The sequence below is a fragment of the Butyrivibrio sp. ob235 genome (assembly GCF_900109475.1).
Taxonomy (GTDB): Bacteria; Bacillota; Clostridia; order Lachnospirales; family Lachnospiraceae; genus Butyrivibrio.
In genome coordinates this window covers 88,665-112,848 of the sequence record NZ_FOBE01000012.1, presented here as the reverse complement: position 1 = coordinate 112,848, position 24,184 = coordinate 88,665, and the positions used below count along the sequence as shown (strand labels likewise).

Genomic DNA, 24,184 nt, shown 5'->3' with positions numbered 1-24,184 from the left:
CTTACAGAAGAGAGCTATACATCCAAAGCGGATTTCCTTGCGATGGATGAGATCCCTGTGTATAAAAAGGGCAGGAAGTCTGACTATGTTTTTTCGGGAAAAAGGATAAAGCGTGGACTCTACAGGCACTACGATGGGACAATAACAAATGCAGACATAAACGGAGCTGCAAATATCTTAAGAAAAGTATTCCCAAAGGTAACCCAATGGGATAGAGGCATAGTGGACATGCCCTGTTCTTTGGGATGCACTAAGCATCCCAAAGGTTCATGCCGCTCTGCGGCATAACAGAAACCTCTTCCGACGCAGAGTCGGTGGAGGCAGTTCATAATTGAAAATAATCATATATACATGAGGGAGTCCGGTATGAAAAACTCAAAACTTTTTACCCACAAGAAAATTCTGTCCATCCTTCTGGCGGCAGCTCTTTTGCTGTCACCTGCTGCTCCTTGCGGCGGCACACTTAACGTAAGTGCGAAGGAGGAAGTTAAGAAGACCGTAGAGCTCGTAGTTGCAAAGCCGGTTATTACCGATGTCAGCAACGAATACAAGGGCCTTTTGGTGAGCTGGAAACAGGCGGATAATGCTCTGGGCTATTATGTTTTCAGAAGGCAGAAGTCCTCTGCCCCCTGGGAGCTTCAGGCTGATTTGCCGGGGGATACGCTTTCATATCTTGATAAGGATGCGATGAAAGAAGGCGGCATCTACACCTATATGCTTAAGGGCTACAACGGTGAGATTCTTTCAGAGGAATCCGCGCCCAAGACTGCGACAAGGTTCCCGGTTTCCAAGGTCGGAATCAATATAAAGTATGCTCAGAAATCTGCGAGAAACATGCAGAAGATGATAAATGACTTCAGAACGGGTAAGGACACCTGGCTCTGGAATGAGACCAACACCAAGCAGGTTTATACCTATGACCTTAATAAACTTGCCTATGATTATAAGCTTGAAAAAATCGCAATGCTAAGAGCAGCGGAGATTGCGCTTAAGTTCAATCACGAGAGGCCAAACGGCAGGATGTGTTTCAGTGCGCTGGATGAGAGCGACTACAACTATACCTATGCCGGTGAAAATATCGCCTATGGTTACAAGACCGCGAAGGCAGCTTTTGAGGCCTTTCAGGAAGTGAATGAAAAGTACGCAGGTCAGGGGCACCGCAGAAACATGCTAAATCCCAATTACAATGTATGTGCCATCGGTCACGCTAAGGTAAAGGGAGTGCACTACTGGGTACAGCTTTTCGCAAATACAACGGATGATTCCGACTACACCAAGACGGTAAGCACTACCAAGAAAGTCAATATGTATATCTCGACGGACGACCTTTCTTCCTATAAGAAGACGCTTAAATCCTTAGGTGCGAAGATATCGGACTACGCCCCGCAGAAAACGTCCTTTGTGGCTATTGCCGGTTTTAAGGGAAAAGTGGTCATGGCCTATAACAAGGCAATCGGAGCCACCGGCTATGAGATTTACAGGTCCGATAAGAAAAAGAGCGGCTTTAAGAAAGTCGGCACGGTTACGAGCCAGCTTAAGCTTGAGTACACTGACAGAAAGGTTTCGCGCAAAAAGAAGTATTATTATTATATAGTTCCTTACAGAGTGGCCCATGACGAAAGAATTTACGGGAAGAAGTCGGAAACAAAAGAAGTAAAGACAAAATGATGGACTAATAATCCTAAATGGGTTATTCTGTTACAAATTATAAATACCGGCAGACGGGTTAGGCTGACCGGGGAGAGCAGGTAGGAGAGATGGATATTGGAGAGCGTCAGAATCTGAGAACCGAGATAGAGGGGATCGTAGAGCTTATTCTTGATGACTACAACAAGGGCAGAGATGTTGATCAGATGGACATTTTCAGCCAGCCCGACAGGGACGTGGTCATTGATATTGTGAAAAAGCTGCTGCGTGTCATTTATCCCGGATATTTCAGAGATAAGATTTATAGAAGCTATAACGACTACAACAGGGTTGCGGTTATCATAGAGGATGCGATTTACAATCTGCAGAAGCAGGTGGCAATAGCTTACAGGCACGGCGGTGATTATGAAAATGCGTCCGATGAAACTCTGACCTGTGGAGCAAGATGCATTACGCATGAATTTTTCAAAAAGATTCCGGACATCAGAGCGCTGATAGACACCGATCTGCAGGCGACTTTTGACGGTGATCCCGCAGCGTTTAGCAAGGAGGAGATTATACTGTCCTATCCGGGACTTCTCGCAACTGCGATAAATCGTATGGCTCATGAGCTCTATCTGCTGAAGGTGCCGCTTATTCCGAGAATCATGACAGAGTACGCCCATTCGAAGACCGGAATCGATATTCATCCCGGAGCAACCATCGGCAAGTACTTTATGATAGATCACGGAACAGGCATAGTTATCGGTGAGACAACCATCATCGGTGAGCATGTTAAGGTATATCAGGGTGTCACCATCGGCGCGCTTTCTACAAAGGGCGGGCAGGCCCTTAAGGGAGCCAAGAGACATCCCACGATTGAGGACAACGTTACTATCTACGCCGGAGCATCTATCCTTGGCGGTGAGACGGTAATCGGACACGACTCCGTAGTGGGATCCAATGCATTCCTCACATCTTCCGTAGCGCCCGGAACCAGGGTCAGCATTAAGAACCAGGAACTTCAGATAAAGAACGGAAGCTCGAAGGATTTCTAATTAAATATGATCAATAAAGTAGCACTGTGAAAGTTGTTTTTCGCGGTGCTATTTTTATTCTAAAGAATTTGCTGCTGCTTACCGAAATAAAAGATGTAGGTATAAGACTGCACTTTTATGTTTACACGAAAGCGGTGAGATTATGATGAGATCATTGTGGTCCGGAGTTGCCGGACTTAAAACACACCAGATTCAGATGGATGTTATCGGTAATAACGTAGCTAATGTAAATACAACATCCTACAAGGCTCAGAAAACCACCTTTGGAGATCTTTTATACCAGAATGCGAGAAGAGCAAACGGTCCTACTCAAGTAAGAGGCGGAACAAACGCCAAGCAGGTAGGTCTCGGTGCGAAATACTCGGCCATTATGACCAATATCGCAAAGCAGGGCTCAATACAGCAGACAGACAGCGTATTTGACCTTAGTATTACAGGCGATTCATTTTTCGTAATTGAAAATCATAAGGGCGAGATGAACTATTCAAGAGACGGCTCCTTCACCGTTGATGCGCAGGGCTATCTCGTAACCAGAGCTGACGGTTATTATGTAAGAGGTATTCAGGCAGCAGATGATGCCAAGACAGCCGAGGACCTGGCAGCAGGAGCAACAGACAGACTGCAGATTCTTCCTATCGGCGAGGATGGGAACCTTATAAAAATGGACGGCGAAGCTACTTCCTATGCGAGAGTTACAGGAAATATCAGCAGAACCGATGACCTCCTTGATCCCAATAAGGGTAGAACCGTAGACCTCGAGTTCTACGGAGCTGACGGAAAAACTTATACAGTAAGAATGAAATTCGATAATGCGGGTGATGACAACGACTCAACCTATCGCGCAAACATCACGGGCATTATGGATGAAAATCATCAGATGATAGAGGGCGGCGTACCCGAGAATTTGTCGGTAGCCCTTACTTATGATCCTGAAACCGGAAAATTTACCGGTGCTGACGGAAATGCAAACGGGCAGATTCAGCTTCAATTTGAAGGCGATGCGGCAGCAGCAGGCGGGTTCACTCTTGATTTCTCAGGAACAACAAATTATGCTCCGCTTAATGGTGCTTCCAGTTCCGCACTTGCAACCTACAGAGGCGACAGAGAAGGAAACGGCGAGGGCTATCCAGAAGGCGATATGAACGGTGTAGCTATCGCAAGAGACGGTACCATCACAAGACTTTACAGCAATGGCCAAAACAGAGTTGCAGGAAAAATCGCAGTTGCAGAGTTTGCAAATGTAACAGGTCTTAACAAAGAGGGTGAAAACCTCTACTCAGTAACAGGCAACTCAGGACCTGCACAGCTGATGTGGGTCAACGACGACGGTGGTTACATGACTTCCGGAACATTGGAGATGAGTAACGTCGATCTGTCAACAGAATTCACCGATATGATCATCACACAGCGTGGCTTCCAGGCCAACAGCCGTGTCATCACCGTATCGGACACCCTCCTGGACGAACTCAGACAACTCAAGAGATAAGGATTGTAATAATACGCCCGCCGGATATCTGGCGGGCTGTTTTTAATTGCGTTCACCAATTTTTCAAATATTCGTTTGGAAATTATGTAATAAAATAGGTGCTTTGAGCCGAAATATGTAGTACAATAAAGGTAGAAGAAGATGAATTTTGCGACAATTAGCACTCAACACTAGACAGTGCTAACATCATGTGATACAATCACTAAACATAGCAATTCATTTTTCAAAGGGAAAGGAGATGAGGCTATATGGTAATCGTTAAAATGAACAATACGACAGTAGAATGCAGTATCGCTGCGTCGGAACTTCGTGAAATCGGCCTCACCCCGGAAGCAATCATGAACGGAGAGAAGAAGACCGTTCCGTTTATGGCGCAGCTGAACAGGGAAGTTGGCGAGCAGCTTGGGTATAATCCCGAAACAGAAGTGCTCATGATGAGCAAGAACATGATGATGGACGGAAGTGTGCGCATTTTTGCAATTAAGATGTCCAACGAGGACATCCAGAAATCCGCAGACAGGATCCGTGGATCGGCAGAGGCCATTTTGAGAGAGATGACCCAGGAGAGAGTAGACTCCATCAAGGCTAAGACTGGTTTTGATAAGGGACAGGCACTCAATGAGATGATCGGACATGTATCCGAGCTCATTGAACAGATATATGATCAGGATGAGGAGCAGGATCCTCAGATTGAAGCGATGGCTAAGCCCATTGTCAACACTGAGAAGTATATGGCGAGATTCAAGGACATCAATTCCGCAGCCAGATTCGCGAAGGTATCCTACAGTCTTCCTATTACAGGATCCAAGCTCTACAAGGAAAACGACGAGTACTTCGTAACACTGGTGCTTGAGCCCGACGGAGAGAACGCAGTATACGATCTTCGCAGGTGCGGACTTGAGTATGCCGAGGAGCTCATGATGAACTCACCCGAGCAGACACACGTTGAGGAAACCGCTAAATGCATTATTAAGGAGGACGCACTCCTTCACTTAAAGGACATGCTGGCAAAATAACATGAATGTGACGGTATACGATTTTACGGGTATCTACGAGAACGAGGGCTTTGACTTTTATAAAAAAGAGGGCGCTCGTTCTCTTTTTTGCTCATTAAAAGATATAAGCGGCACCAACTGCATATGCGACGATTACGCTTACAAAGAGATCAGGGAAAAGGTGAAGGCTTTGGATGCATCTTCTTCGCGCGAACCTGTAATAAGCTTTTTTGACAATGGGAATTATCATTATATGTCTAAGCTTCTGATGGATGTCTTGTGTGAAAAATCCGGCATTGAAGGTAGTAACTCTTCGCCTGAATTTGATCTCATCTTTTTTGACCACCATCCCGATATGAAGTGGACTTCCTACGGCGAGGTTTTATCCTGCGGAAGCTGGGTGCTTAATGCGCTTAAGGATAGAAAGGAACTGGGGCAGGTTTTCATAATAGGTGCAGATCCCTCGCTGTGTGCTGAGGTTATGGAGGAGAATCCGGAGCTATTCGGGGATGACGGTGAAAATGCATCAAACTCGCGGCTGACATCCGGGGCAAGAGTGCATTTTCTGAAAAGTGTAAATGAGCTTCCGGACACGGTCTCATCGATGATTTATCTATCGATAGATAAGGATGTACTTGATGAGGACGAGCTTGCAACCAACTGGGATCAGGGGAATATGACAATCTCCGAGCTTGAAAAATCGCTTATTTATTTGAAGGAGCGGTTCGGAAGTGGTATATTGTCAGTAGATGTCTGTGGGGAGAGCATGTCTGATTCCGCAGATGCTTATTCTGAGCGGGGTATCGAGGCAAGTAACAAAGTTAATTCCATGATTATCAAAATCTTTGCCGAGTAGGAAGTGCTGAGTTTTTTTGAATGCGCTTTGGTGCGGCAAGTGGACTAAGGGGATTGGTATGGAAAAGAGAATCAGGGACAGAATTAAACGTATTGAGAAGCTTGATATGGACCTTTTATCGGACGAGGAGATACTCGCTGAGAAAAAGGAGATAACGCTTCTGATTGAGGCAATGCAGCAGGAACTGCTGAGGCGGATTATCATCATCGCGGCAGTGATTGTTTCGATTACAATAGCGGTGGTCGGACTCTTGTCGTATCCTTCCGCACCTATGCTTTTCGTGTGCCTTGCAGGTGTGCTTATTCTAATTGCAGTTCTTATTCAATATACCCAGAAGTATAAGGTTTTCAATGATCTTTACAAGGCAGCGGATATTCTGTTTAAGTGATAAATGCTGTTGACAAAACATCGTCAAATAGCTACAATATCTATTGTCGCTTGCAGGAATGGCGGAATTGGCAGACGCGCACGGTTCAGGTCCGTGTGATAGCAATATCATGAGGGTTCAAGTCCCTTTTCCTGCATTTATAGAAAAAGTTGCTTGACTACAAGAAGCTTTTACTATATTATTGTTCGAGTGGGGTCAAACCACAGAACACAGTTTAATACTTGAAATGCGGAAGTGTCGGAATTGGCAGACGAGCAAGACTAAGGATCTTGTGATGGCTACATCGTGTGGGTTCAAGTCCCATCTTCCGCACGATACAAAAAGGGATTAGCAGAAATGCTAATCCCTTTTTCGTATCGTGCCGAGGAGCCCCTTGAACCCAGGGTTCAAGGTCTCCTCGCAGCATAGCTGCTTCGTCGGTCGGTTCGGTGGGAAAAAGGTCCCCCGGACCTTTTTCTTTATCCACCTCACCCCATCTTCCGCACTTCGAATAATTTAAGCTTCCGCTGCGGAAGAGGGACTCTCACCCGCAGCTTCATTGCAGTGGGCTACCTTGATTCCTACTACTTTAACGAAATCAAGGTAAAAAGTCGGCGTATAGAAAAACTAGTGAACATATGTACGAAAAGAGCAAATTGGGATATAATACTATTATTGGAAAGACATATAGCGTATGCATACAAGTTGTCCTAGTATGTCGAGTCTATCACTAAGGCAGGCGAGGGGAAATTATATGAATAAGGAATGGTCAGAACTGAATAAAACGATGCAGCTTCAGCTAAAAAAGAGTGACACCTGGCAGGATGGGGTAGTGACCTTAGAAAAACTGAGGAATCAGCTTCTGGATACGCTTAATGGTTTTAAGAAAAATCTTTCAAGGGAAGAATTTGATGCGATACCGTTTATAAATGCTGATGGCTATCACAGCAAGACAATCGGGTATTCAATCTGGCACATTTTTCGTATAGAGGATATAGTTGCGCATACACTGATTTCTGATGATGAGCAGGTGTTTTTCAAGGAGAATTATCAGCAAAGGATCAAGTCACCTATCATCACTACAGGGAATGAACTTATAAAAGAGCAGATAGCAGAATTTTCCGGGCAACTTGATTTGGATGAATTGTATGCTTATGTAATGGATGTAAAGAAGAGTACGGAGGGAATAGTAAGAGGACTTTCCTACGATGATCTAAAGCTCAAGATTCCGGATGACAGAAAAGAACGCCTGAAATCGCTAAATGTTGTCAGCACGTCTGAAGAGGCATATTGGCTGATCGATTACTGGTGCGGAAAAGATGTCAGAGGATTGATACAGATGCCTTTCTCCAGACATTGGATTATGCATATCGAGGCTTGCATGAGAATAAAGAATAAAATTCATCCGGAAGAAGGATGATAATCAGATCAGGTAGTATTAATAATACAAATTTTGTATTTTATATAAACACTTTGGAGGAAGCATTTTGGGAGAGTTAAAAGGAAAAGAATATTTTAGATTTGAATCGATCAAACATATTCGTGAGGATGGCTCAGAGTTCTGGAGTGCGAGGGAACTTGGCCCTACTCTAGAATATAGTAAATGGGAAAACTTTCATAAAGTAATTAAACGAGCTATGATTGCGTGTGAAAACGCCGGACACAGTATTTTAGACCAATTTCCTGAGGTCAGGAATTTGGTAGAAGGTGGTGTGGCGCCTAGAGACAAAGTTGACTATGAGCTGACTAGGTATGCGTGCTATCTTATCGTACAGAACGGTGATCCTCGTAAAGAAGTCATCGCCTTAGGACAGACGTATTTTGCAATTCAGACGTATAGGCAGGAATTGGCAGATCATTTTAACCAATTGGATGAAGATCGCAGACGTCTTGTTGTTCGTGGCGATATAAAGCAGTGGAATCAGCTTCTTGCAGAAACGGCCCATGATGCCGGAGTCATCACAAATGAAGAATTTGCAATCTTTCAAAATGCCGGATATATGGGGCTTTATGGTGGCCTTGATGTTGATGATATTCATGATAAAAAGGGATTATCAGTAGGTCAAAAGGAACAGATGGAGCGCCTGAAAAAGAAAGCAAAGGCTGGGAAGCTAATGCTAGATGAGTAAATATACTGGGAATACAGCTTGAACTATGATCGTTCAAGATATCATTTCATGAAATGGGAGAAGATATGATGAAAGTTGGCTTATCAGCCTGTTCAGACGGGCATATAAAGGAATGGGAATATCAGGTAGATGAACTGGTTCAGGCCTTGAAAGGCTTTGGCATCGAAGCCCTTCTTGCCCCGCACATAAAGGCTAAAGTAGATGATTTTAGTGGGACAGATGAGGAAAGAGCCGCTGATCTTATGCGCCTTTACGAGGATGATTCCATTGAGGCGATATATGATATCTCCGGTGGTGATCTCGCAAACGGTGTTCTAAAATATCTGGACTTTGATGTAATAGCAAGGTCAGATAAAGTGTTTTGGGGATACAGCGATCTGACCACGATAATAAACGCGATTTATACAATGACAGGAAAACCTTCAGTTCTTTATCAGGTAAAGAACATGGTATATTCTGAGTCAGAGCTGCAGAGAAAGAGGTATGCAGATTATCTGGAAGGGAATAAGTCGCCATTGTTTGATCTAAAGTATGATTTTCTTCAGGGAGATCACATGGAAGGAATAGTGGTTGGAGGCAACATCAGATGTTTCACCAAACTTGCGGGAACGAAGTACTGGCCTGACATGGAAAGGAAAATCCTTCTGCTTGAGTCCCTGGGTGGAGGCTCGGGACAGATGGCAACACTGTTTGCGCAGCTTGAGCAAATCGGAGTTTTTGATAAGGTTAGTGGAGTGCTTCTTGGGACATTTACCAATTATGAAAAAGCTGATTTGGAACTGACAATATATGATCTCTTAAAAATGCACATTTCAGATGCATTACCTGTCGCTGCCACAAGAGAAATCGGGCACGGTCATGATTCAAAGGCTATTGTGATTGGAGAGAGACTTAAGCTATGAGTATAGAATTGAAACCTGTAGAACGGGATGATGTTGAAACACTCTGGAAGATGCAGGTAGAGGCATTCTCGGGGCTTTTGGAAAAATATCAGGATTATGATATGAGTCCTGCGGCTGAAAATATGGATAAGGTAGTGGCCAGGTTCGAGCAGCCGTGGACTACATATTTTTTCATTATGGCAGATGGTGAAAAGGCTGGTGTTGTTCGTGTTATAGATAAAAAGGATGGCAGTAGAAAGCGTATATCGCCTATCTGGATTATGCCGGAGCATAGGAATAAAGGCTATGCTCAGCAGGCAATGCTGGAAGTGGAGAAGATATACGGATCAGAAAACTGGTGCCTGGACACTATATTACAGGAAAAGGGAAATCTTCATCTTTACGAGAAGATGGGGTATCATCAGACCGGAAAAATAGATAAGATCAACGATCGCATGGACATTGTATTCTACGAGAAAGATTAAGCCCCTGCACTGTTATAATGTTTAAGACCATAGTTCCATAGCAGATAAGCCGCTACGCCAGCAATCAGTGCCACAAAAGGTGACAGATAAGCATATTCCGGATGAGCCAGACTTTTTCCCAGAAGGTGCCCGACAGGGTAATATCCTGTAAATGCGTATGGGATTACGAAAGTAAGCAGGAATCCGATTCCTTTACCGTAAATGGTAATCGGATAATCAGTATAGTTTTTTAATCCATAATTGTTATTGGTGAGGAGAGATACTATCTCCTCACTTTTTATTGTCCAAAAACTGATGGTTCCGGTAAATATTGTAATCGTAGAGAATATCACAAATGAAGAAACCATGTTTACGGCATAAAATATAAGCGAACCCGCTGTCCACTCAATAGAAATCGATCGCATGCTGTAGACCCAGAAAATCACAGACAAAACAAGGCGCGGAATAAAAGTATACTGGAACTGCTGCAGTACCATATACAGCATCGGGCCGATGGGCCTTGTAAGATACAGGTCAAATTTGCCGGTGCGGATGAGCTCGCCCATATCTTTCATGGGACTCCAGAAAAAGAAACAGCTCAGGCTGTAGGTCAGCCAGCTGGTAGTGAACATGAAAAGGACTTCATTCTGAGTCCATCCCGCAATGTTACCAAAGTTATGGAATATAACCAGAAATCCTGCGAAATAGATCCCAATCTGAATCGTATTTGCAATGAGCTCAAAAACCAGAGAAAAATGGTAAGCCAGTTTTCCCTTCATATATATAATTACGAAATGTCTGTACATTTTTAGCAGATACATGACTTATCCTCCCTGAACTACAAGTTTATTCTTTCCCACTATCCAGCAGACTTCGGATAATAAAAATAGGGCAGCCATCCATATGAGTTGAACGCAGAGATTTTCACAGAGATTTTCAAAGGACATCGGCGTAGTGATGATGGTAACCGGTATTGCATATATTGCGCGAAACGGGAGAAATGCATTTATAGCCGCAAGAAATTCGGGGAACATCGCAGCAGGTATCCACGAACCGGAGAGGAGTTTGTAAATCGCCGCAAGCAGCATGTTAAGCGACCAGGTCACAATCAGCCAGAACGCCATCAGACCTATTATCAGGGAATATAAAAACTGAATCATATACGCCAGAAGGATGGATATGATTCCATATAAAAGTTGTTCTTCGCAGAATAGTTTTCCGTGATAAAAGACGGAGATTACAATCCCAAGCGGGAGAGTATATATCACAATTCTTGCAAGGCTTGTACCGATATGCTTCGCAAAGATCATGAGCTTATAGTCAATCGGTCTTATCAGCTGATTTGCTACATCGCCCGATTGAATCTGGCTATTGATCCAGGCTATGACATCGCATTCCATAAATGTGGAGATTAGGGTGGCTACAATGATATACCTGATGGTCTCATCCCGGCTAAGCGGTATACTCCTTCCCGCATTCGATGAAAACAGCGCATTCCACAATGAAAACTGCATGTAAAGGTATACGATTTTAGAAAGAAAATTCGCCCATACAGAGTTTAAGTACGCAGTATGTTCTTTTATTCCAATCATTGCAAGGTCAGCATATTTTCGCATTTTTTTCTTCTCCCGCAAGGTAGATCCTTTTTATAATCTCTTCAAGATCTGTAGTCCTGTATATAGTCTTTAATTGTGGAAGCGTTCCATCATATATAAGAGATCCCTTATCGATAATGATCATCTTTTCGCATAATGACTCGATATCCGAAACATCATGCGTGGTCAGAATGATGGTGGTGTGCCGCTCTTCATTTATTCTTTTTATAAACTGCCTGATTCGTTCTTTCGAGAGTACGTCTATTCCAATGGTGGGCTCATCCAAAAACAGAATATCCGGATTATAGATAAGTGACGCTGCTAGGTCTGCTTTCATTCGCTGCCCGAGACTTAAGAGCCTTGGAGGCTGTCCGATAAATTCATCAAGTCCGAGGATTTCTGAAAATTTATCCATATTCTCTCTGAAAACGACATCGGGAACATGGTACATATCCTTAAAAAGCTTTAGAGAATCTATGACCGGGATATCCCAGCACAGAACACATTTCTGACCAAAGACCACGCCGGTTTTCATCATGATCTGCTTTCGGTTCTTTTTGAAATTCAGACCATCTATCGAAATAGAACCATTATCGGGGGAGAGGATTCCTGTCATCATTTTTATGGTGGTGGATTTTCCTGCTCCGTTAGGGCCGGTGAATCCGACGATTTCTCCTTTTGGAATGGAAAAAGATATATTGTCTACGGCAATCTTTTTCTGATGCTTCTTCATTTTATATATTTTGGTAAGGTCATTTACTTCAATACTCATATCCCTGTTACCTCCGGTTTAGCTGCTTCCATAAAACATTTGACGATATAGATGACTTGATTTTGAATCTCCTTAAATGTAAAATATCATTAAACAACCCATCAGTAAAATTGAAATAACAGATTATAACCATCAAATAAATTGATATTAAGAAGAGGTCGATATGAATAACACACAGCTTGAAACCTTTTTGAAAATTGTTGAAACAGGGAGCTTTACAGCCACAGCCAATATGCTGGGGTACGCTCAGTCAACTGTGACGACGCAGATTAAGCTGTTGGAGGAAGAGTTTGGATGCCTTCTTTTTGAGAGGCTTGGGAAGACGCTTGTCCTTACTGCGGAAGGAGAAAAGCTCATATCCTATGCGGAGCAGATGTTGCAGCTTCAGAGGCAGATGCTCCTGGAGGTTTCGGCCGCGGAGATTCCATCGGGGATAATAAAGCTCGGCGTGTCGGAGTCACTGTGCTACAGGAATTTTCCGGAAAAACTGATGGAGTATAAGAAGAAATATCCCGGCATGGATATACGGATTCAGTTCATAGATCATGATACTTTTCCTGCGCTTCTTAAGAGCGGAGCACTCGATGTGGTCTATACCCTGAATCCATTGATAGAGAATTCTGAGCTTAAAATGGTTTGTAAAAAGAAGGAGTCCCTTAGCTTTTTTGCAAACCCTTCCCATCCGATCGCAAAAATGAAGAAGGTAAAAGAAAAGGATCTGGAAAATGTTCCTCTTTTACTGACATCCCACACCTGCAGTTTCAGGCGTATGCTTCTTGAGGATTTCAGGGAGCAGGGAGTGACGCCTAAGATTGAACTTGAAACGAGCAGCAAGGAGATTCTTAAAGCCTTTGCTATAAATGGACTTGGAATTGCCTTTATGCCGGCCATGACGGCCACCATGGAGGTAAAGGAAAAGAAACTTAAGAAGATCGACTGGGCAGGCGCAGATTTTCCGATATATTCACAGATATTTGTTCATAAGGATAAACACCGGAACCCGGCAATAGAAGAGTTGATAGGGCTGATTATGAAAAGTTAATGCAATAACCCATTGCGAATGGTTGCACGATATGGTGCAGCCATTTTTCATATGCAAGAGAAGACAAAGAATAAGAAACGGTGAAAAAGAGCGCGGGCAATAAAAGATGTAAATTAGTAACGTAACATGGACAAATTGAGAATTATTTGTCGTAACAGAAATTTTGGGAAATGGTGGAAGTTATGAACAAAAAAGTTTTGGGGCTTTCGTTCGGAAGAAAGCTCAGCAACACGGATATTATGGTAAAAACAGCGCTAATGGAGTGCGAGAAGGAGGGCTGCGAGGTCAAATTTTTCAGAGTTGACGAGATGGATATCAAGCCCTGCACAGGCTGCATCTCATGCGTTGTAGGAATGACTACGGGACGCGGAAAAGGCGGCTGCCCGCTTCAGGATGATTTTCATATTCTTGACGAAGCTATTATGGAGTGCGACGCAGTGATCATAGGAACACCTACTTATGAGTGCTCGCCCACAGGCCGCTTTAAGACGGTTTGCGACAGACTTGGTCCTTCACACGACATCACCTTCCGTAAGGCGACTTACGATGAGGGAAAAGCTGCCGGCAAGAGTGAAGATGAGCTTCCGGATGCAAGAAGCTTTAAGAAGAGAGTTGGCGCATTCATTTCTGTAGGCGGAGCAATGACCAAGAACTGGCTTGCATTCACGCTTCCTACGATGTACCAGATGACAATGTCTATGGGAATCGATGTGATCGATGCACACGAATATTTTGGCGCAATGGCTTGCGAGCATGTTCTCGGAAACGAACCCGAGATGGAGAGATCAAGACAGATGGGTAAAAACATCCTCGAGGCTCTCAAGGCTCAGGATGAAAATGATGAAGTTAAGCGCATGAAGTGGCGCGGAGACGAGCAGGGAATCTGCCCGGTTTGCCACATGAATATGCTTACTGTTTCACCTGACAGAAAGGCGATAGAGTGCCCTGTATGCGGCATCAGAGGAACTTTCAAGCTTGGAGAGGGCGGTGCTCTTGATGTCAGCTTCTCAGAGGAAGAGCAGAACAGATCAAGACTTCGCTGGGCAGGTAAGCTCGAACACTCCACAGAGATTAAGACTCAGGCAGTTCCGCCCGGACAGATACCGAATCTTAAGGAGCTCAAACAGCCATACATCGGCTACGCAGAGTAGCCCCTCATCCGGCACTTCGTGCCACCTTCCCCCAGAGGGGGAAGGCTTTTTTCTTTTGCCTTCCCCTTGGGGGAAATGTTTTTTTCTTTTGCCTTCCCCTTGGGGGGAAGGTGCCCGAAGGGCGGATGAGGGGGCTCAAAACATTGTTTATAAAATTTTTATAAATGGCTCACAAATAGGAAACATTTTAACGGTATGATTGTCACAGACTTGCTAAAGGAGATGTCGTGACATGAAAATTAACGATACGTACATAGCAGAATTTGTTGGGAACTATACGAGAAGAAAGGGCTATCCGCCGACTGTGGAAGAACTGGTGGAGGTATTTGGGTTTGTTATGGTTACAAAATCCTTGTACTACATTATCAGCCTTTATCGTATAGGTATGATAAGGAATAGTCTGTATTTCGGAACAAAGGATTTACAGCTCCTTCCTCTCAAGGCTGAGAACTAAGAAAACTAAATATAGGGATAATAAAAAGCTGCCGCGAGGTTAACACCCCGGGCAGCTTTACTTTTGTTATTGAACAACTCTTTAGATTTCGTCGCTTCCTTTAAGCTCTCTGATTTTTCCAAGTATCATTTTTTCATTAAAGGTAAAGAAGATGCAGGCGCCGATAAAGCATGTTACGAATGCAATTGCGGCGGTGGTGCGGTAGCTCCCCTTTGTCTGTGAAACAGTTACAGAGGTGAAGGTTACCATGGCGATAGCCTGACCCATCTTGAAGGCGAAGGTTCTTGCAGCAAAGAACATCCCGCTTCTGTCTTCGCCGGTCTCGAGTCTTGTAAGCTCAGCTACGTCTGCAACGCAGGCCTGAGGGAGAATTCCGAGAATTGCCATTGGAATAGCTGCTGTAACGGCAATTATGAAGCCCCAGTGAAGTCCCTTTCCACACATGGTTGTGATGGCAAATACGCAGCAGTAAGCGAAGAAACCGGTGATGATGAGGTTCTTCTTGCCAATCTTCTTCGCAAGAACGTTGATGATGGGATAGAGCAGTACGCTGATTGCTGTCATTGTAGCTGTCAGTACGAAGGTCCAGGTGTCCTCAATTTCCATAAGCTGTGTCTCATAAAATGCAAGACCGGTCTGGAAAAGTGTGAGCGCGAAGAAGTAGATTACATCGCTGTATACAAAGCGTCTGAACTGTCCGTTTGAAAAGGTCTTGGCAAGGGACTGGAAGGGCTTTGTATCACTGGGCTTGGAATCGATGTAGTCACGCTCATTTATGTAAAACGCGGGAATAAGCATTGCAAGGCATGCGATAGTGGCCATGATTGCTACCGAAAGTCTTATGGAACCCTGCTGACCTGCTGCCCCCTCAAGCGCACCTGCCAGATTCGGAAGAAGGAAAGAGATACTCTGACCAAGGATGAACGTGAATGATATAAAGGTAGAAACGTTAATCCTATGCTGCTGAGTGTCACCAAGCTCCGCAATCAGTGCGTTATAGGGTGTGCAGAACATAGTCATGAAAAGATAGAATACCATCAGAAGAATGAAGAGTATTGTATCATTCAGGGTGATGTTCTGGGTTTGCGGAAGAACGAAAAGCCCGATAGTGCAAAGCGAAAAAGGCACTGCCATCGCGCGCATGAATGGGATTCTGCGGCCGCCCTTGTAATTACTTCTGTCGGACCATCCTGCGATGAGCGGATCTGTTACAGCGTCGAATATTCTGCCGGCTGCAAGAACGAGACCGAAGAGAGTAAGTTTAAAAAGTATGGGTGACTGGGTGATTCCTGAAGCAAAAAGACCCGTGTTAGGGTTCTGCTCACTCGGAGCACCGGTGTAGTAGTACACCATCCAGTTGGAAACGACTCCGGAGAGGAGACTCCATCCGAACTGTCCCATAGCGAAAATCCAGAGTAATTTGTTTGTGATTGGCTTTAATTGTTTCATTTGTTTTGAATCCTTTCAAAGAAATAGTGCGAAACTATTATAGCGCGTTCAGTGTCCGAATGACAATTATCAGTAGTATCTAAGCTGAATGGGAAGTTTTTGTTGAAAATGAACATATCTAAATATAGTTCAAACATAATCATATTAACGATTTATTTAAAAAAGGTGTTGACTTATTTTTCAGATTTGATATTATATAAAAGCTGTCGCTGATAAACAAGCGGCAGCGAAAATAAGATAGATGCGGAAGTGTCGGAATTGGCAGACGAGCAAGACTAAGGATCTTGTGATGGCTACATCGTGAGGGTTCAAGTCCCTTCTTCCGCACTAAAAACCGGATAGCGAATGCTATCCGGTTTTTTAGTGCGGAAGAGGGACTTTATATACATGCTTTTGTAATGTTTATGTAATGCTTGGTTTTGTAAAATAATTCTGTATGCAAACTATTCCCGTACAAGCTACTATTATAATATATGAAAATGAATAGTAGGAGACAGATGTAAATGATTAGTGAGATTAGAACGATCAATCTTATCTTCGCTGTTGCCGGGCTTGTGCTTTCAATACTTGGGCTGATACAGACAAGGATTGGACACAATTTCGATGGTAAGACCAGACACTTTTTCACAGTGTTGTTTGGCACGCTTCAGATATATGTTCTATGCATTCTGATAAGGGAAGTGATATATGATCTTCAGGGATATGGCTGGGCGTTTTTATCAAAAGTCGTAATTTTTGGCCAGGCCTTTTTTGCATCTCTTTTAACAATCCTGATAACTATTTTTGTACTGTTTCAGAGCGGCGAAAAAAGATGGATGAAAAACGGCATATTTTATACATCCGCAGTATTGTGGTGTATTTACAATATACTGCTTATAAGCAATCTGTTCACAGGAAGAAGCTACCGCATTGATAATGACAACAGCTATCAGAGAGGACCTTACTTTTCACTTTTAATAATACCTACAGTGCTTATCATGCTTGTGAATCTTTTTGCGGTTTGGAAGAAGAGAAAAAAGCTCTCCGAACGCCAAAGGACTGCTTTTGCGGTTTATGCAATAGTTCCGATGATATCCATGATTTTACAGGCAATATTTTTCGGAGTACACCTTATTGCGCTAAGTACGGTTGTGGCCGCTCTTTTCATGATGATGTGCATTATGTCGGACCAGATGGAGCGGTATTATGCGACGGAAGCCGAAAATTCCAGGCTGAAAATCGATATTCTGCTTGCACAGATACAGCCTCATTTTCTGTTTAATTCGCTGACTGTAATAAAGCATTTGTGCACCGAGGATCCGGGGAAGGCTGAGAAGGCCATTGGGCAGTTTACAAATTATCTGCGCCACAATATGGATTCACTTACGACGGATAAGCCGATAGCCTTCGAGCAGGAACTAGAGCATGTGAAGGAATATGTGGCACTTCAGAAACTCAGATTCGGAGATGAATTGGGTGTTAAGTACGACCTTAAGTATACGGATTTTTCATTGCCGACTCTAACCTTGCAGCCTCTTGTTGAGAATGCTGTAACCTACGGAGTAAGGAAAAGTGAGAGCGGCAGGGGAACGGTTACGATATATTCCGAAAAGTCCGGAGATGACGTAATTATCTGTGTTGAGGACGATGGACCCGGTTTTGATGAGAAAGATATAACTGATGTCTCCGGGCGTTCACACGCAGGCATAAGTAATGTGAGGGAAAGGATAGAGAGAATTTCAGGTGGGGAGCTAATTATTGATTCATGTAAAGGTGAGGGGACAAAAGCTATTATTAAAATTCCACTGGGGGAATTAGGAAATGCTGATTTTTGCAATAGATGATGAAGAAAAAGTATTGGCCGAGACCAGAGATGTGATCGCCAAGGCCGCAGGGGATGCTGATATTATCACTTTCAGCAGGGGCACATCGGCACTGGAAGCCATAAGAAAAGGGCAGCGTCCCGATTTTCTCTTCTCCGATATTGAGATTCCGGGGATGTCCGGACTGGAGCTTGCGATAAAGACCAAGGAGCTTTCGCCGGCGACCAGAATAGTATTTACTACAGGTTATGAAAAATATGCAGTAGAAGCCTTCAAGGTTAAGGCGCAGGGGTATCTGATGAAGCCCGTGACTGTTGAAGAGGTAAAAAAGGAGCTTGAATATCAGCCGGGAATAATACCGGAGCAGGATAAGCTTGTTGTAAAATGCTTCGGACACTTTGATGTATATTGGCACGGAGAGCCACTTATTTTTGCAAGAAAACAAAGTAAAGAACTTCTGGCATATCTGATAGACCGTGAAGGTGCTGCGTGCACAGCGGGAGAGATTGCGACAGCCCTTTGGCAGGAAGGCGCAGACAATAAGGCAGAACAGAACCGCATTCGTGTTCTTGTAAATGATCTTCGGAATACATTAAAAGATATAGGAATGGAAAACGTGCTCATAAGAGAGCACAGGGAACTGGCTGTAAGACGGGACCTTCTCGACTGCGATTACTACCGCCTGCTTGAGGGTGATATGGATGCTGTCAACGAGTATCACGGGCAGTACATGGCAGAGTACAGCTGGGCTGAGATGAAAAATGCAACAATACATTTTGGTAAGGATTGATTAATGAGTAAAGCTATAATAGTATATGCTTCAACCCACCACGGAAATACCAGGAAGGTGGTTGAAGCGATAGCAAAGGAATTTAATGTTGATGTAGTTGATGCAACTATGAAGCACGAGATGAATCTTAATGAGTATGATCTCATTGGCTTTGCATCCGGTATATACGGAGGACAATTCCACCAGCAGGTGAAGAATTTCGCGCAGGTAAATCTACCACAGAATAAGAAGATTTTTTACATAATGACGAGCGCTATGAACAGAGACTTCTCTAAATCAATGGAAGAGTCGATTAAGGGCAAAAACGCGGAGGTTGTCGGCACTTTCACCTGCCCCGGTTACAATACCTTCGGACCCTTCAAACTGATCGGCGGCACTGCAAAAGGACGCCCCAATGAGGAGGACCTGCACAAGGCGATAGAGTTTTTCAGGACAATAACTGTTTCATAATCAGTATTCCCATATAAAATGGTGCGAGTTTGGATTACCGGACTCGCATCATTTTTTAATGGAAAGTTTATGGAAATATCAGTATTTGAGCGGGTTTTGTAATGCTTATGTAATGGTGAGTAAGGCATAATTAACTTGTGTTCTGCATGATTTTGTAAAAGAACAGGATGATTTTTATGAAGTTGAAAGCAATACCGGAAGAAAACATGATGCTCTTAGCAAGTAGGCATATAGTGATAATAGGGGATTGCTTTTGCTGTGTAAAAGAATATAGGAATGATGATAAGCAGTCAGAATGGATGAGAATGAATAAAACTTGTCTAATCTGACTTTTTTATATTCTTATTTTTGTAAAGGAAGCGTTATAAAGTTTTTCTACGAATACAAAGCGGAATGTTCACTGCTAATGCAGCTATCGATAGATTCAAGAAAAGTTTTCTTATAAGGAGGTTTTCTTATGGTTCTTAGAGGTAAAGAAAAGATGCAGAAACAAAAAAGGGCAATAAGCAGTACTTTATTGTCAGTATTATTTGCACTTTCATTCATGTTACTAAGTGTTTTTAGTAAAGTGACTATAGTTAAAGCATCGTCGGGAAAAGTCTATACAGCTGATCTTGAGCAAATGGGAGAAACTTCATACAATCCTCAAGTCACATATGAGGAAAATGGACAAAAACACAGAATTTCCAAAGGCAATTTCTTCAAAACAGGAGACATACTTAAAGCAGGTAATAAGCCTATTTATTACAATAATGGAGTAGTAACTGACCAGAGAATCGAAAGTGGAAATTCGATCACCTTTGATAAAGATTACGTCTTTGACGGTGTTTCAGCTTATGCGTCAATCGGTACTCAGGTTGTGGTGACAGAAGCGAAGTTTAACTCAATAACTATAAATGATTCATCAACAACGGTAAACGGTACACAATACGTAAGTTTTAACATCAATTCCAACATATCTGACCGCAGTGTTACTGCTGTAAAAGCTACTATAACTGAAGGCGCAGATGTAATAGTGCTATACGCAAATGCGACAACGCAATTAACAGAAAATGATGAGATCACGGATAGAAGTTTTTATGTCAAAGGACTTAAGGTTGGCACAGGCAAAATCAAACTGACCAGTGTCTATGACCCGACAAAAACAGCGGAATGCACGATCACAGTTGGCCCCGAATTATTTAACATCTGGATTGGGAGTGATGACAACAGAGTTACTGCAGAACACACTTCAGGTGACGGTTGGAGTTTTGATAGTAGTTCCAATACGCTTACTCTTAATGGATTTGTATATGAGGGTGAAGGAACACGTGGTTCCAACTACAGTACCAGTTATAAAAGAGCAGGAATTTACACTAGTACCAGAGATAAGCTAACAATCAAACTTATCGGAAATAATAGTATTAAATGTACTGCAAAATCATCAATAAGCAGTGGCATTAATTCCGATTCATCTGAAGAAATAGTATTTACAGGAACAGGAAGTCTGACTACACAGGGACTTAATGGGCAAATGGAAAATCATGGTATATACGCCAACCAAGTTACTATCGAGCAAGATTGTGAGGTAACATCTATTGGTGGAAATGAAGACAGATCCTGTGCCATCTATGGTAATGTAAAAAATTATGCTTCGGGAGAGGGCTACAGCAACGCTGAAGGAACAGAGGGAAAGAAGTTTATTGCTGTAAATAAAAATGGCGATAGGCTGGATTATAAGAGAGTTCAGTTCCCGTTAACTAAAGCAAAAGTTGTAACCGCACCTACAGCAAAAAATCTCAAAGAAACAGAATCTGCCCAGGAGCTTGTTGAAGCAGGAAAAGCCGAAGGCGGCACAATGCAGTATGCGCTTGGAAAGGATGCAAAAACAGCACCGACAGACGGATATAGTGCTTCAATTCCAACAGAAACAAAAGCCGGAACTTATTACGTCTGGTATAAGGCTGTTGGCGATGAGGAACATAGTGATTCAGATCCTGCATGCGTGGAAGTAGTCATAAAAAAGGCCGTAAAAGACGGTGAGATAGAAACAAATGTAGAGCAAAAAGATGATACACCACAAGCTAAAGTAGAAGGAATTACTACTGATCTGGTTGAAGGTGTCATGACAGAAGAAGAAAAATCAAAAGTAAACGCCGGAAATGATGTTTCACTTACATTGACAATGACAAATATAGATTCGTCAGTGTCAAATACTGAGAAGGAACTGTCTCAGACTACAATAGCCAAAAAGAATAAAAACGCTGTGGTTGGAATGTATTTTGACATGTCATTGTGGCTGAAAATCGGATCAGACTATACAAGGAAGGTAACAGAAACCGGTAAGAAGACCTTTACAGTTACATTGCAGGTTCCTGAACAGTTCAAAGCGCCGGCAGGAGTGAATAGAAAATTCTATATAATACATATCCATAACAAAGTTGCCAAGATTATTGCAAACACGACAAAAATGTCAATTCCGATTGAGATAGACGGACTTTCTACCTTTGTTCTGGCATATTCTGATACGGAAGACACTGAGGAAAGCAATACTATTTTCTATTCAGGCGTCAAGATAACTCAGAAAGATGGAAAGATTGGAATTTCATGGGATAAGACTAAGGGAGTAGCAAAGTATGAAGTATATGCAACCTACTGCGGAACCAAATATCCCAAGAAGGCAACAGCTACAACAAAGAAGAACACCGTAACAATAAAAAAGATAAACGGTAAGAAGATCAACTTTACGAAGAACTTTAAGCTCTATGTTGTTGCATATGACAGTGATGGAAATCAGGTTGGAAAGACTGTTTCAGCCCACTTCGCAGGAAAAGACAACAAGAAATTTGAGAATATCAAAACGCTTAAGCTTTCAACAAAGACCATAACTGTAGCTGTCGGAAAGACTTCTAAAATCAAGGCATCAACGACCCTTGAAAAAGGCAAGAAGAAAGAGCTTTCCGATAACCATGCAGCAAAATTCCGCTACAAGTCAACCAATAAGAGCATTGCAACGGTTGATAAGAATGGAAAAGTAACAGGCATAAGTGCAGGAAAATGTACTATATACGTATATTCCAAGAACTGCCTTGCAAAGAAAGTAACTGTAACTGTTAAATAATGATAGATTAGGAGGTTAGAGAATGAAGAAGATAAAAACAGTGTTTGGAATTTTCTTGATGATGCTCTTGGTATTATGGCTGACACCTGCTGTAAATATTACAGCTAAGGCGGCTTCATATACGTCATTACAAGTAGATGATCATCTAGCAGTATATGATCAAATCAGTTATGGCTCCGCATCATTAAAATTTGGGAATATCGAGGGGCTTACTGAATTAAGTAGTGGTACGTTGACTTTGAGAACCGGAAACTATAATAGCGGAACAAATAGTTACACAGTGGCGTATAGTACTGACGGAAACTACTATGTATTTGTGGATCAAGCAAATACAGTTTATGGTCTTAGTAATAGAGGAGCATTTAAAGAGGATTTATCAGAAGGACTTGAAGTTCAAAGTGTAGAGAATGGTGTTATAACGTTTGCGCCATATTTACCATCACATACTCTTACATATAAATATGATTCTGATAATCCTCAATATCCGGATTATGTAGTCAACGATGCAAACAAAAGATCAAAAGCACTGACTTCAATGCCTGCGGGTTGGATAGCTCCTGAGGGGAAAGTGCTTTGCGGATGGCTATTTCATAATGCAACCTGGGGCGAAACTGCACTAGGTGCACCAATCTCAATAACCAAGGACGGTATATATGCAACACCTTTATGGGTAGAATCATATGGGTTATGGGTTGGTGATACAGCTGTTACTAAAAACAAGAAATCCGATTATGGCTGGAGTTATGATCCTGATAGTAATACGTTGACATTAAATAATTTCTTTTATAGTGGAGTAGGACATAATGATAATGCAGAAAATCCTCATTATGGCGGGATTTATTATGATGGTGAGGATCCTCTAAAAATCCAGATTAGTGGAAATAACAGTATAGAAAATACACATACTGCGAATTTACCATGCGGTATTTACAGTACAAAAGACGTCACTATAAATGGCACAGGAACTCTTGAAATTGTGGCATCAAGTTATACTAAATCACAAGGTATTTGGTGTGATCAGGCGGCTTTTACCCAAAATAGCGGAAATATAGTTATGAGGACAACCAGCAATGGAATATATGCAAAAAAAGGTGCTCAGATTAACGGTGGAAGTCTTGATGTATATGGAAATTATGGAATAACAGGAGACGAGAAAAATTATAAGCTAGTCATAGGTTCTGATGTTGAATCAGTAGTTATTTCAGGAGAGGGAAAGGCTACAGATTTTCCTGTAATTAATGCATTGAAAGGTACTGGATGGACAGATAAGGATGGAACTCAAGGCGAAGCAGATATAGAAATCAGTACTACAGGACAGGCTTTGACCTATAAAAAGGTTCAATTTTTGCCGGCTAAGTCTATGGCTACAGTAGTTAAAGAACCTACAGCAAAGGCTGATTTGACTGAAAATGGTTCTGCACAGGAACTTGTAACTGCCGGAACAGCCGATGGTGGTACAATGCAGTACGCGCTTGGTACAGATGCAAAAACAGCACCAACAGACGGGTATAGTACAGCAATACCCACTGGAACAAAAGCCGGAAATTATTATGTATGGTACAAAGTTGCAGGAGATGACTCTCATAAAGATTCTGATCCGGCATGCATAGAAGTTAAGATAAAAGAAACGAATAACGATAGTACTATTGAAACAAAAGTAGAGAAAAAGGACGATGTTCCTGAAGCAAATGTAGAAGGGCTTGATTCTGAACTTGCT

Annotated in this window: 22 protein-coding genes, 3 tRNA genes and 1 pseudogene; 22 read left to right on the top strand and 4 right to left on the bottom strand. The window is 42.6% G+C overall.

The annotated features are described in order from the left end of the window. From BMW61_RS10605 to BMW61_RS10545, 13 genes and pseudogenes are all read left to right on the top strand, one after another. Positions 1 to 288, top strand: a pseudogene (locus tag BMW61_RS10605) (RNA-guided endonuclease InsQ/TnpB family protein); the annotation flags it as partial. A 78-nt stretch (positions 289 to 366) separates the two neighbouring features. Continuing rightward, positions 367 to 1,668 carry a CAP domain-containing protein gene (locus BMW61_RS10600; protein ID WP_175475164.1) on the top strand — a complete coding sequence of 434 codons (1,302 nt, stop codon included), beginning with the start codon at positions 367 to 369 and terminating at the stop codon, positions 1,666 to 1,668. An 89-nt stretch (positions 1,669 to 1,757) separates the two neighbouring features. Beyond that, positions 1,758 to 2,684, top strand: coding sequence for a serine O-acetyltransferase (locus BMW61_RS10595; protein WP_026499586.1), 927 nt, complete (start codon positions 1,758 to 1,760; stop codon positions 2,682 to 2,684). Positions 2,685 to 2,826: 142 nt separating this feature from the next. Beyond that, the gene (locus BMW61_RS10590; RefSeq protein ID WP_022762915.1) at positions 2,827 to 4,170 is read left to right on the top strand and encodes a flagellar hook protein FlgE; all 1,344 of its coding nucleotides are present in this window, start codon (positions 2,827 to 2,829) and stop codon (positions 4,168 to 4,170) included. A 248-nt stretch (positions 4,171 to 4,418) separates the two neighbouring features. Further along, the gene (locus BMW61_RS10585) at positions 4,419 to 5,186 is read left to right on the top strand and encodes an adaptor protein MecA (protein ID WP_022762916.1); all 768 of its coding nucleotides are present in this window, start codon (positions 4,419 to 4,421) and stop codon (positions 5,184 to 5,186) included. 1 nt (position 5,187) lies between these two features. Continuing rightward, entirely contained in the window at positions 5,188 to 6,021 is an 834-nt protein-coding gene (locus BMW61_RS10580; RefSeq protein WP_091821709.1) for a hypothetical protein, read from the top strand. A gap of 58 nt (positions 6,022 to 6,079) precedes the next feature. Continuing rightward, on the top strand, positions 6,080 to 6,409 hold the full coding sequence (locus BMW61_RS10575; RefSeq protein WP_022762918.1) for a hypothetical protein: 330 nt from the start codon (positions 6,080 to 6,082) through the stop codon (positions 6,407 to 6,409). A gap of 52 nt (positions 6,410 to 6,461) precedes the next feature. Continuing rightward, positions 6,462 to 6,545: transfer RNA gene (locus BMW61_RS10570), tRNA-Leu, on the top strand. A 92-nt stretch (positions 6,546 to 6,637) separates the two neighbouring features. Further along, positions 6,638 to 6,721 (top strand) — tRNA-Leu (locus BMW61_RS10565). A gap of 421 nt (positions 6,722 to 7,142) precedes the next feature. Continuing rightward, positions 7,143 to 7,808, top strand: coding sequence for a phage head-tail adapter protein (locus BMW61_RS10560; RefSeq protein WP_091821707.1), 666 nt, complete (start codon positions 7,143 to 7,145; stop codon positions 7,806 to 7,808). 67 nt (positions 7,809 to 7,875) lie between these two features. After that, positions 7,876 to 8,517: a DNA damage-inducible protein D gene (dinD, locus tag BMW61_RS10555; RefSeq protein WP_091821705.1), complete on the top strand. Its 642-nt coding sequence runs from the start codon at positions 7,876 to 7,878 to the stop codon at positions 8,515 to 8,517. Between the two features lie 65 nt (positions 8,518 to 8,582). Continuing rightward, entirely contained in the window at positions 8,583 to 9,419 is an 837-nt protein-coding gene (locus BMW61_RS10550; protein ID WP_242876702.1) for a S66 family peptidase, read from the top strand. After that, positions 9,416 to 9,883 (top strand): GNAT family N-acetyltransferase, encoded by a 468-nt coding sequence (locus BMW61_RS10545; RefSeq protein ID WP_091821699.1) that lies wholly within the window; start codon positions 9,416 to 9,418, stop codon positions 9,881 to 9,883. The genes BMW61_RS10550 and BMW61_RS10545 overlap by 4 nt, the downstream gene beginning before the upstream one ends. On the opposite strand, the gene BMW61_RS10540 is transcribed toward BMW61_RS10545, so the two are convergent. Genes BMW61_RS10540 through BMW61_RS10530 form a run of 3 tightly spaced genes read right to left on the bottom strand, consistent with a single transcriptional unit; the run spans position 9,880 to position 12,229 of the window. Next, complete coding sequence (locus BMW61_RS10540; protein WP_091821696.1) at positions 9,880 to 10,683, bottom strand: ABC transporter permease; 804 nt, start codon at positions 10,681 to 10,683, stop codon at positions 9,880 to 9,882. The two genes, BMW61_RS10545 and BMW61_RS10540, sit on opposite strands and share 4 nt — an antisense overlap. Before the next feature lie 3 nt (positions 10,684 to 10,686). After that, positions 10,687 to 11,478 (bottom strand): ABC transporter permease, encoded by a 792-nt coding sequence (locus BMW61_RS10535; RefSeq protein ID WP_091821693.1) that lies wholly within the window; start codon positions 11,476 to 11,478, stop codon positions 10,687 to 10,689. Continuing rightward, on the bottom strand, positions 11,462 to 12,229 hold the full coding sequence (locus BMW61_RS10530; protein WP_091821690.1) for an ABC transporter ATP-binding protein: 768 nt from the start codon (positions 12,227 to 12,229) through the stop codon (positions 11,462 to 11,464). Before BMW61_RS10530 ends, BMW61_RS10535 begins: the two co-directional genes overlap by 17 nt. Positions 12,230 to 12,392: 163 nt before the next feature. On the opposite strand from BMW61_RS10530, the gene BMW61_RS10525 reads away from it, so the two are divergent. The 3 genes from BMW61_RS10525 to BMW61_RS10515 all read left to right on the top strand — a co-directional run bounded on the left by BMW61_RS10525 (position 12,393) and on the right by BMW61_RS10515 (position 14,876). Beyond that, positions 12,393 to 13,271 (top strand): LysR family transcriptional regulator, encoded by an 879-nt coding sequence (locus BMW61_RS10525; RefSeq protein WP_091821687.1) that lies wholly within the window; start codon positions 12,393 to 12,395, stop codon positions 13,269 to 13,271. A gap of 182 nt (positions 13,272 to 13,453) precedes the next feature. Then, on the top strand, positions 13,454 to 14,422 hold the full coding sequence (locus tag BMW61_RS10520) for a flavodoxin family protein (protein ID WP_022762927.1): 969 nt from the start codon (positions 13,454 to 13,456) through the stop codon (positions 14,420 to 14,422). Between the two features lie 232 nt (positions 14,423 to 14,654). Continuing rightward, positions 14,655 to 14,876, top strand: coding sequence for a hypothetical protein (locus BMW61_RS10515; RefSeq protein ID WP_022762928.1), 222 nt, complete (start codon positions 14,655 to 14,657; stop codon positions 14,874 to 14,876). A gap of 81 nt (positions 14,877 to 14,957) precedes the next feature. On the opposite strand, the gene BMW61_RS10510 is transcribed toward BMW61_RS10515, so the two are convergent. Then, complete coding sequence (locus tag BMW61_RS10510; RefSeq protein WP_091821684.1) at positions 14,958 to 16,325, bottom strand: MFS transporter; 1,368 nt, start codon at positions 16,323 to 16,325, stop codon at positions 14,958 to 14,960. 243 nt (positions 16,326 to 16,568) lie between these two features. On the opposite strand from BMW61_RS10510, the gene BMW61_RS10505 reads away from it, so the two are divergent. From BMW61_RS10505 to BMW61_RS21890, 6 genes are all read left to right on the top strand, one after another. Then, positions 16,569 to 16,652: transfer RNA gene (locus BMW61_RS10505), tRNA-Leu, on the top strand. A 176-nt stretch (positions 16,653 to 16,828) separates the two neighbouring features. Then, positions 16,829 to 18,148: a sensor histidine kinase gene (locus BMW61_RS10500; RefSeq protein WP_091821682.1), complete on the top strand. Its 1,320-nt coding sequence runs from the start codon at positions 16,829 to 16,831 to the stop codon at positions 18,146 to 18,148. After that, entirely contained in the window at positions 18,126 to 18,917 is a 792-nt protein-coding gene (locus tag BMW61_RS10495; protein WP_091821679.1) for a response regulator, read from the top strand. Before BMW61_RS10500 ends, BMW61_RS10495 begins: the two co-directional genes overlap by 23 nt. 3 nt (positions 18,918 to 18,920) lie before the next feature. Beyond that, positions 18,921 to 19,367, top strand: coding sequence for a flavodoxin family protein (locus BMW61_RS10490; protein WP_091821676.1), 447 nt, complete (start codon positions 18,921 to 18,923; stop codon positions 19,365 to 19,367). A 457-nt stretch (positions 19,368 to 19,824) separates the two neighbouring features. After that, on the top strand, positions 19,825 to 22,467 hold the full coding sequence (locus tag BMW61_RS10485) for an Ig-like domain-containing protein (RefSeq protein WP_091821672.1): 2,643 nt from the start codon (positions 19,825 to 19,827) through the stop codon (positions 22,465 to 22,467). A gap of 22 nt (positions 22,468 to 22,489) precedes the next feature. After that, positions 22,490 to 24,184: hypothetical protein (locus tag BMW61_RS21890; RefSeq protein ID WP_091821669.1), on the top strand; the 1,695-nt coding region annotated here is incomplete at its 3' end.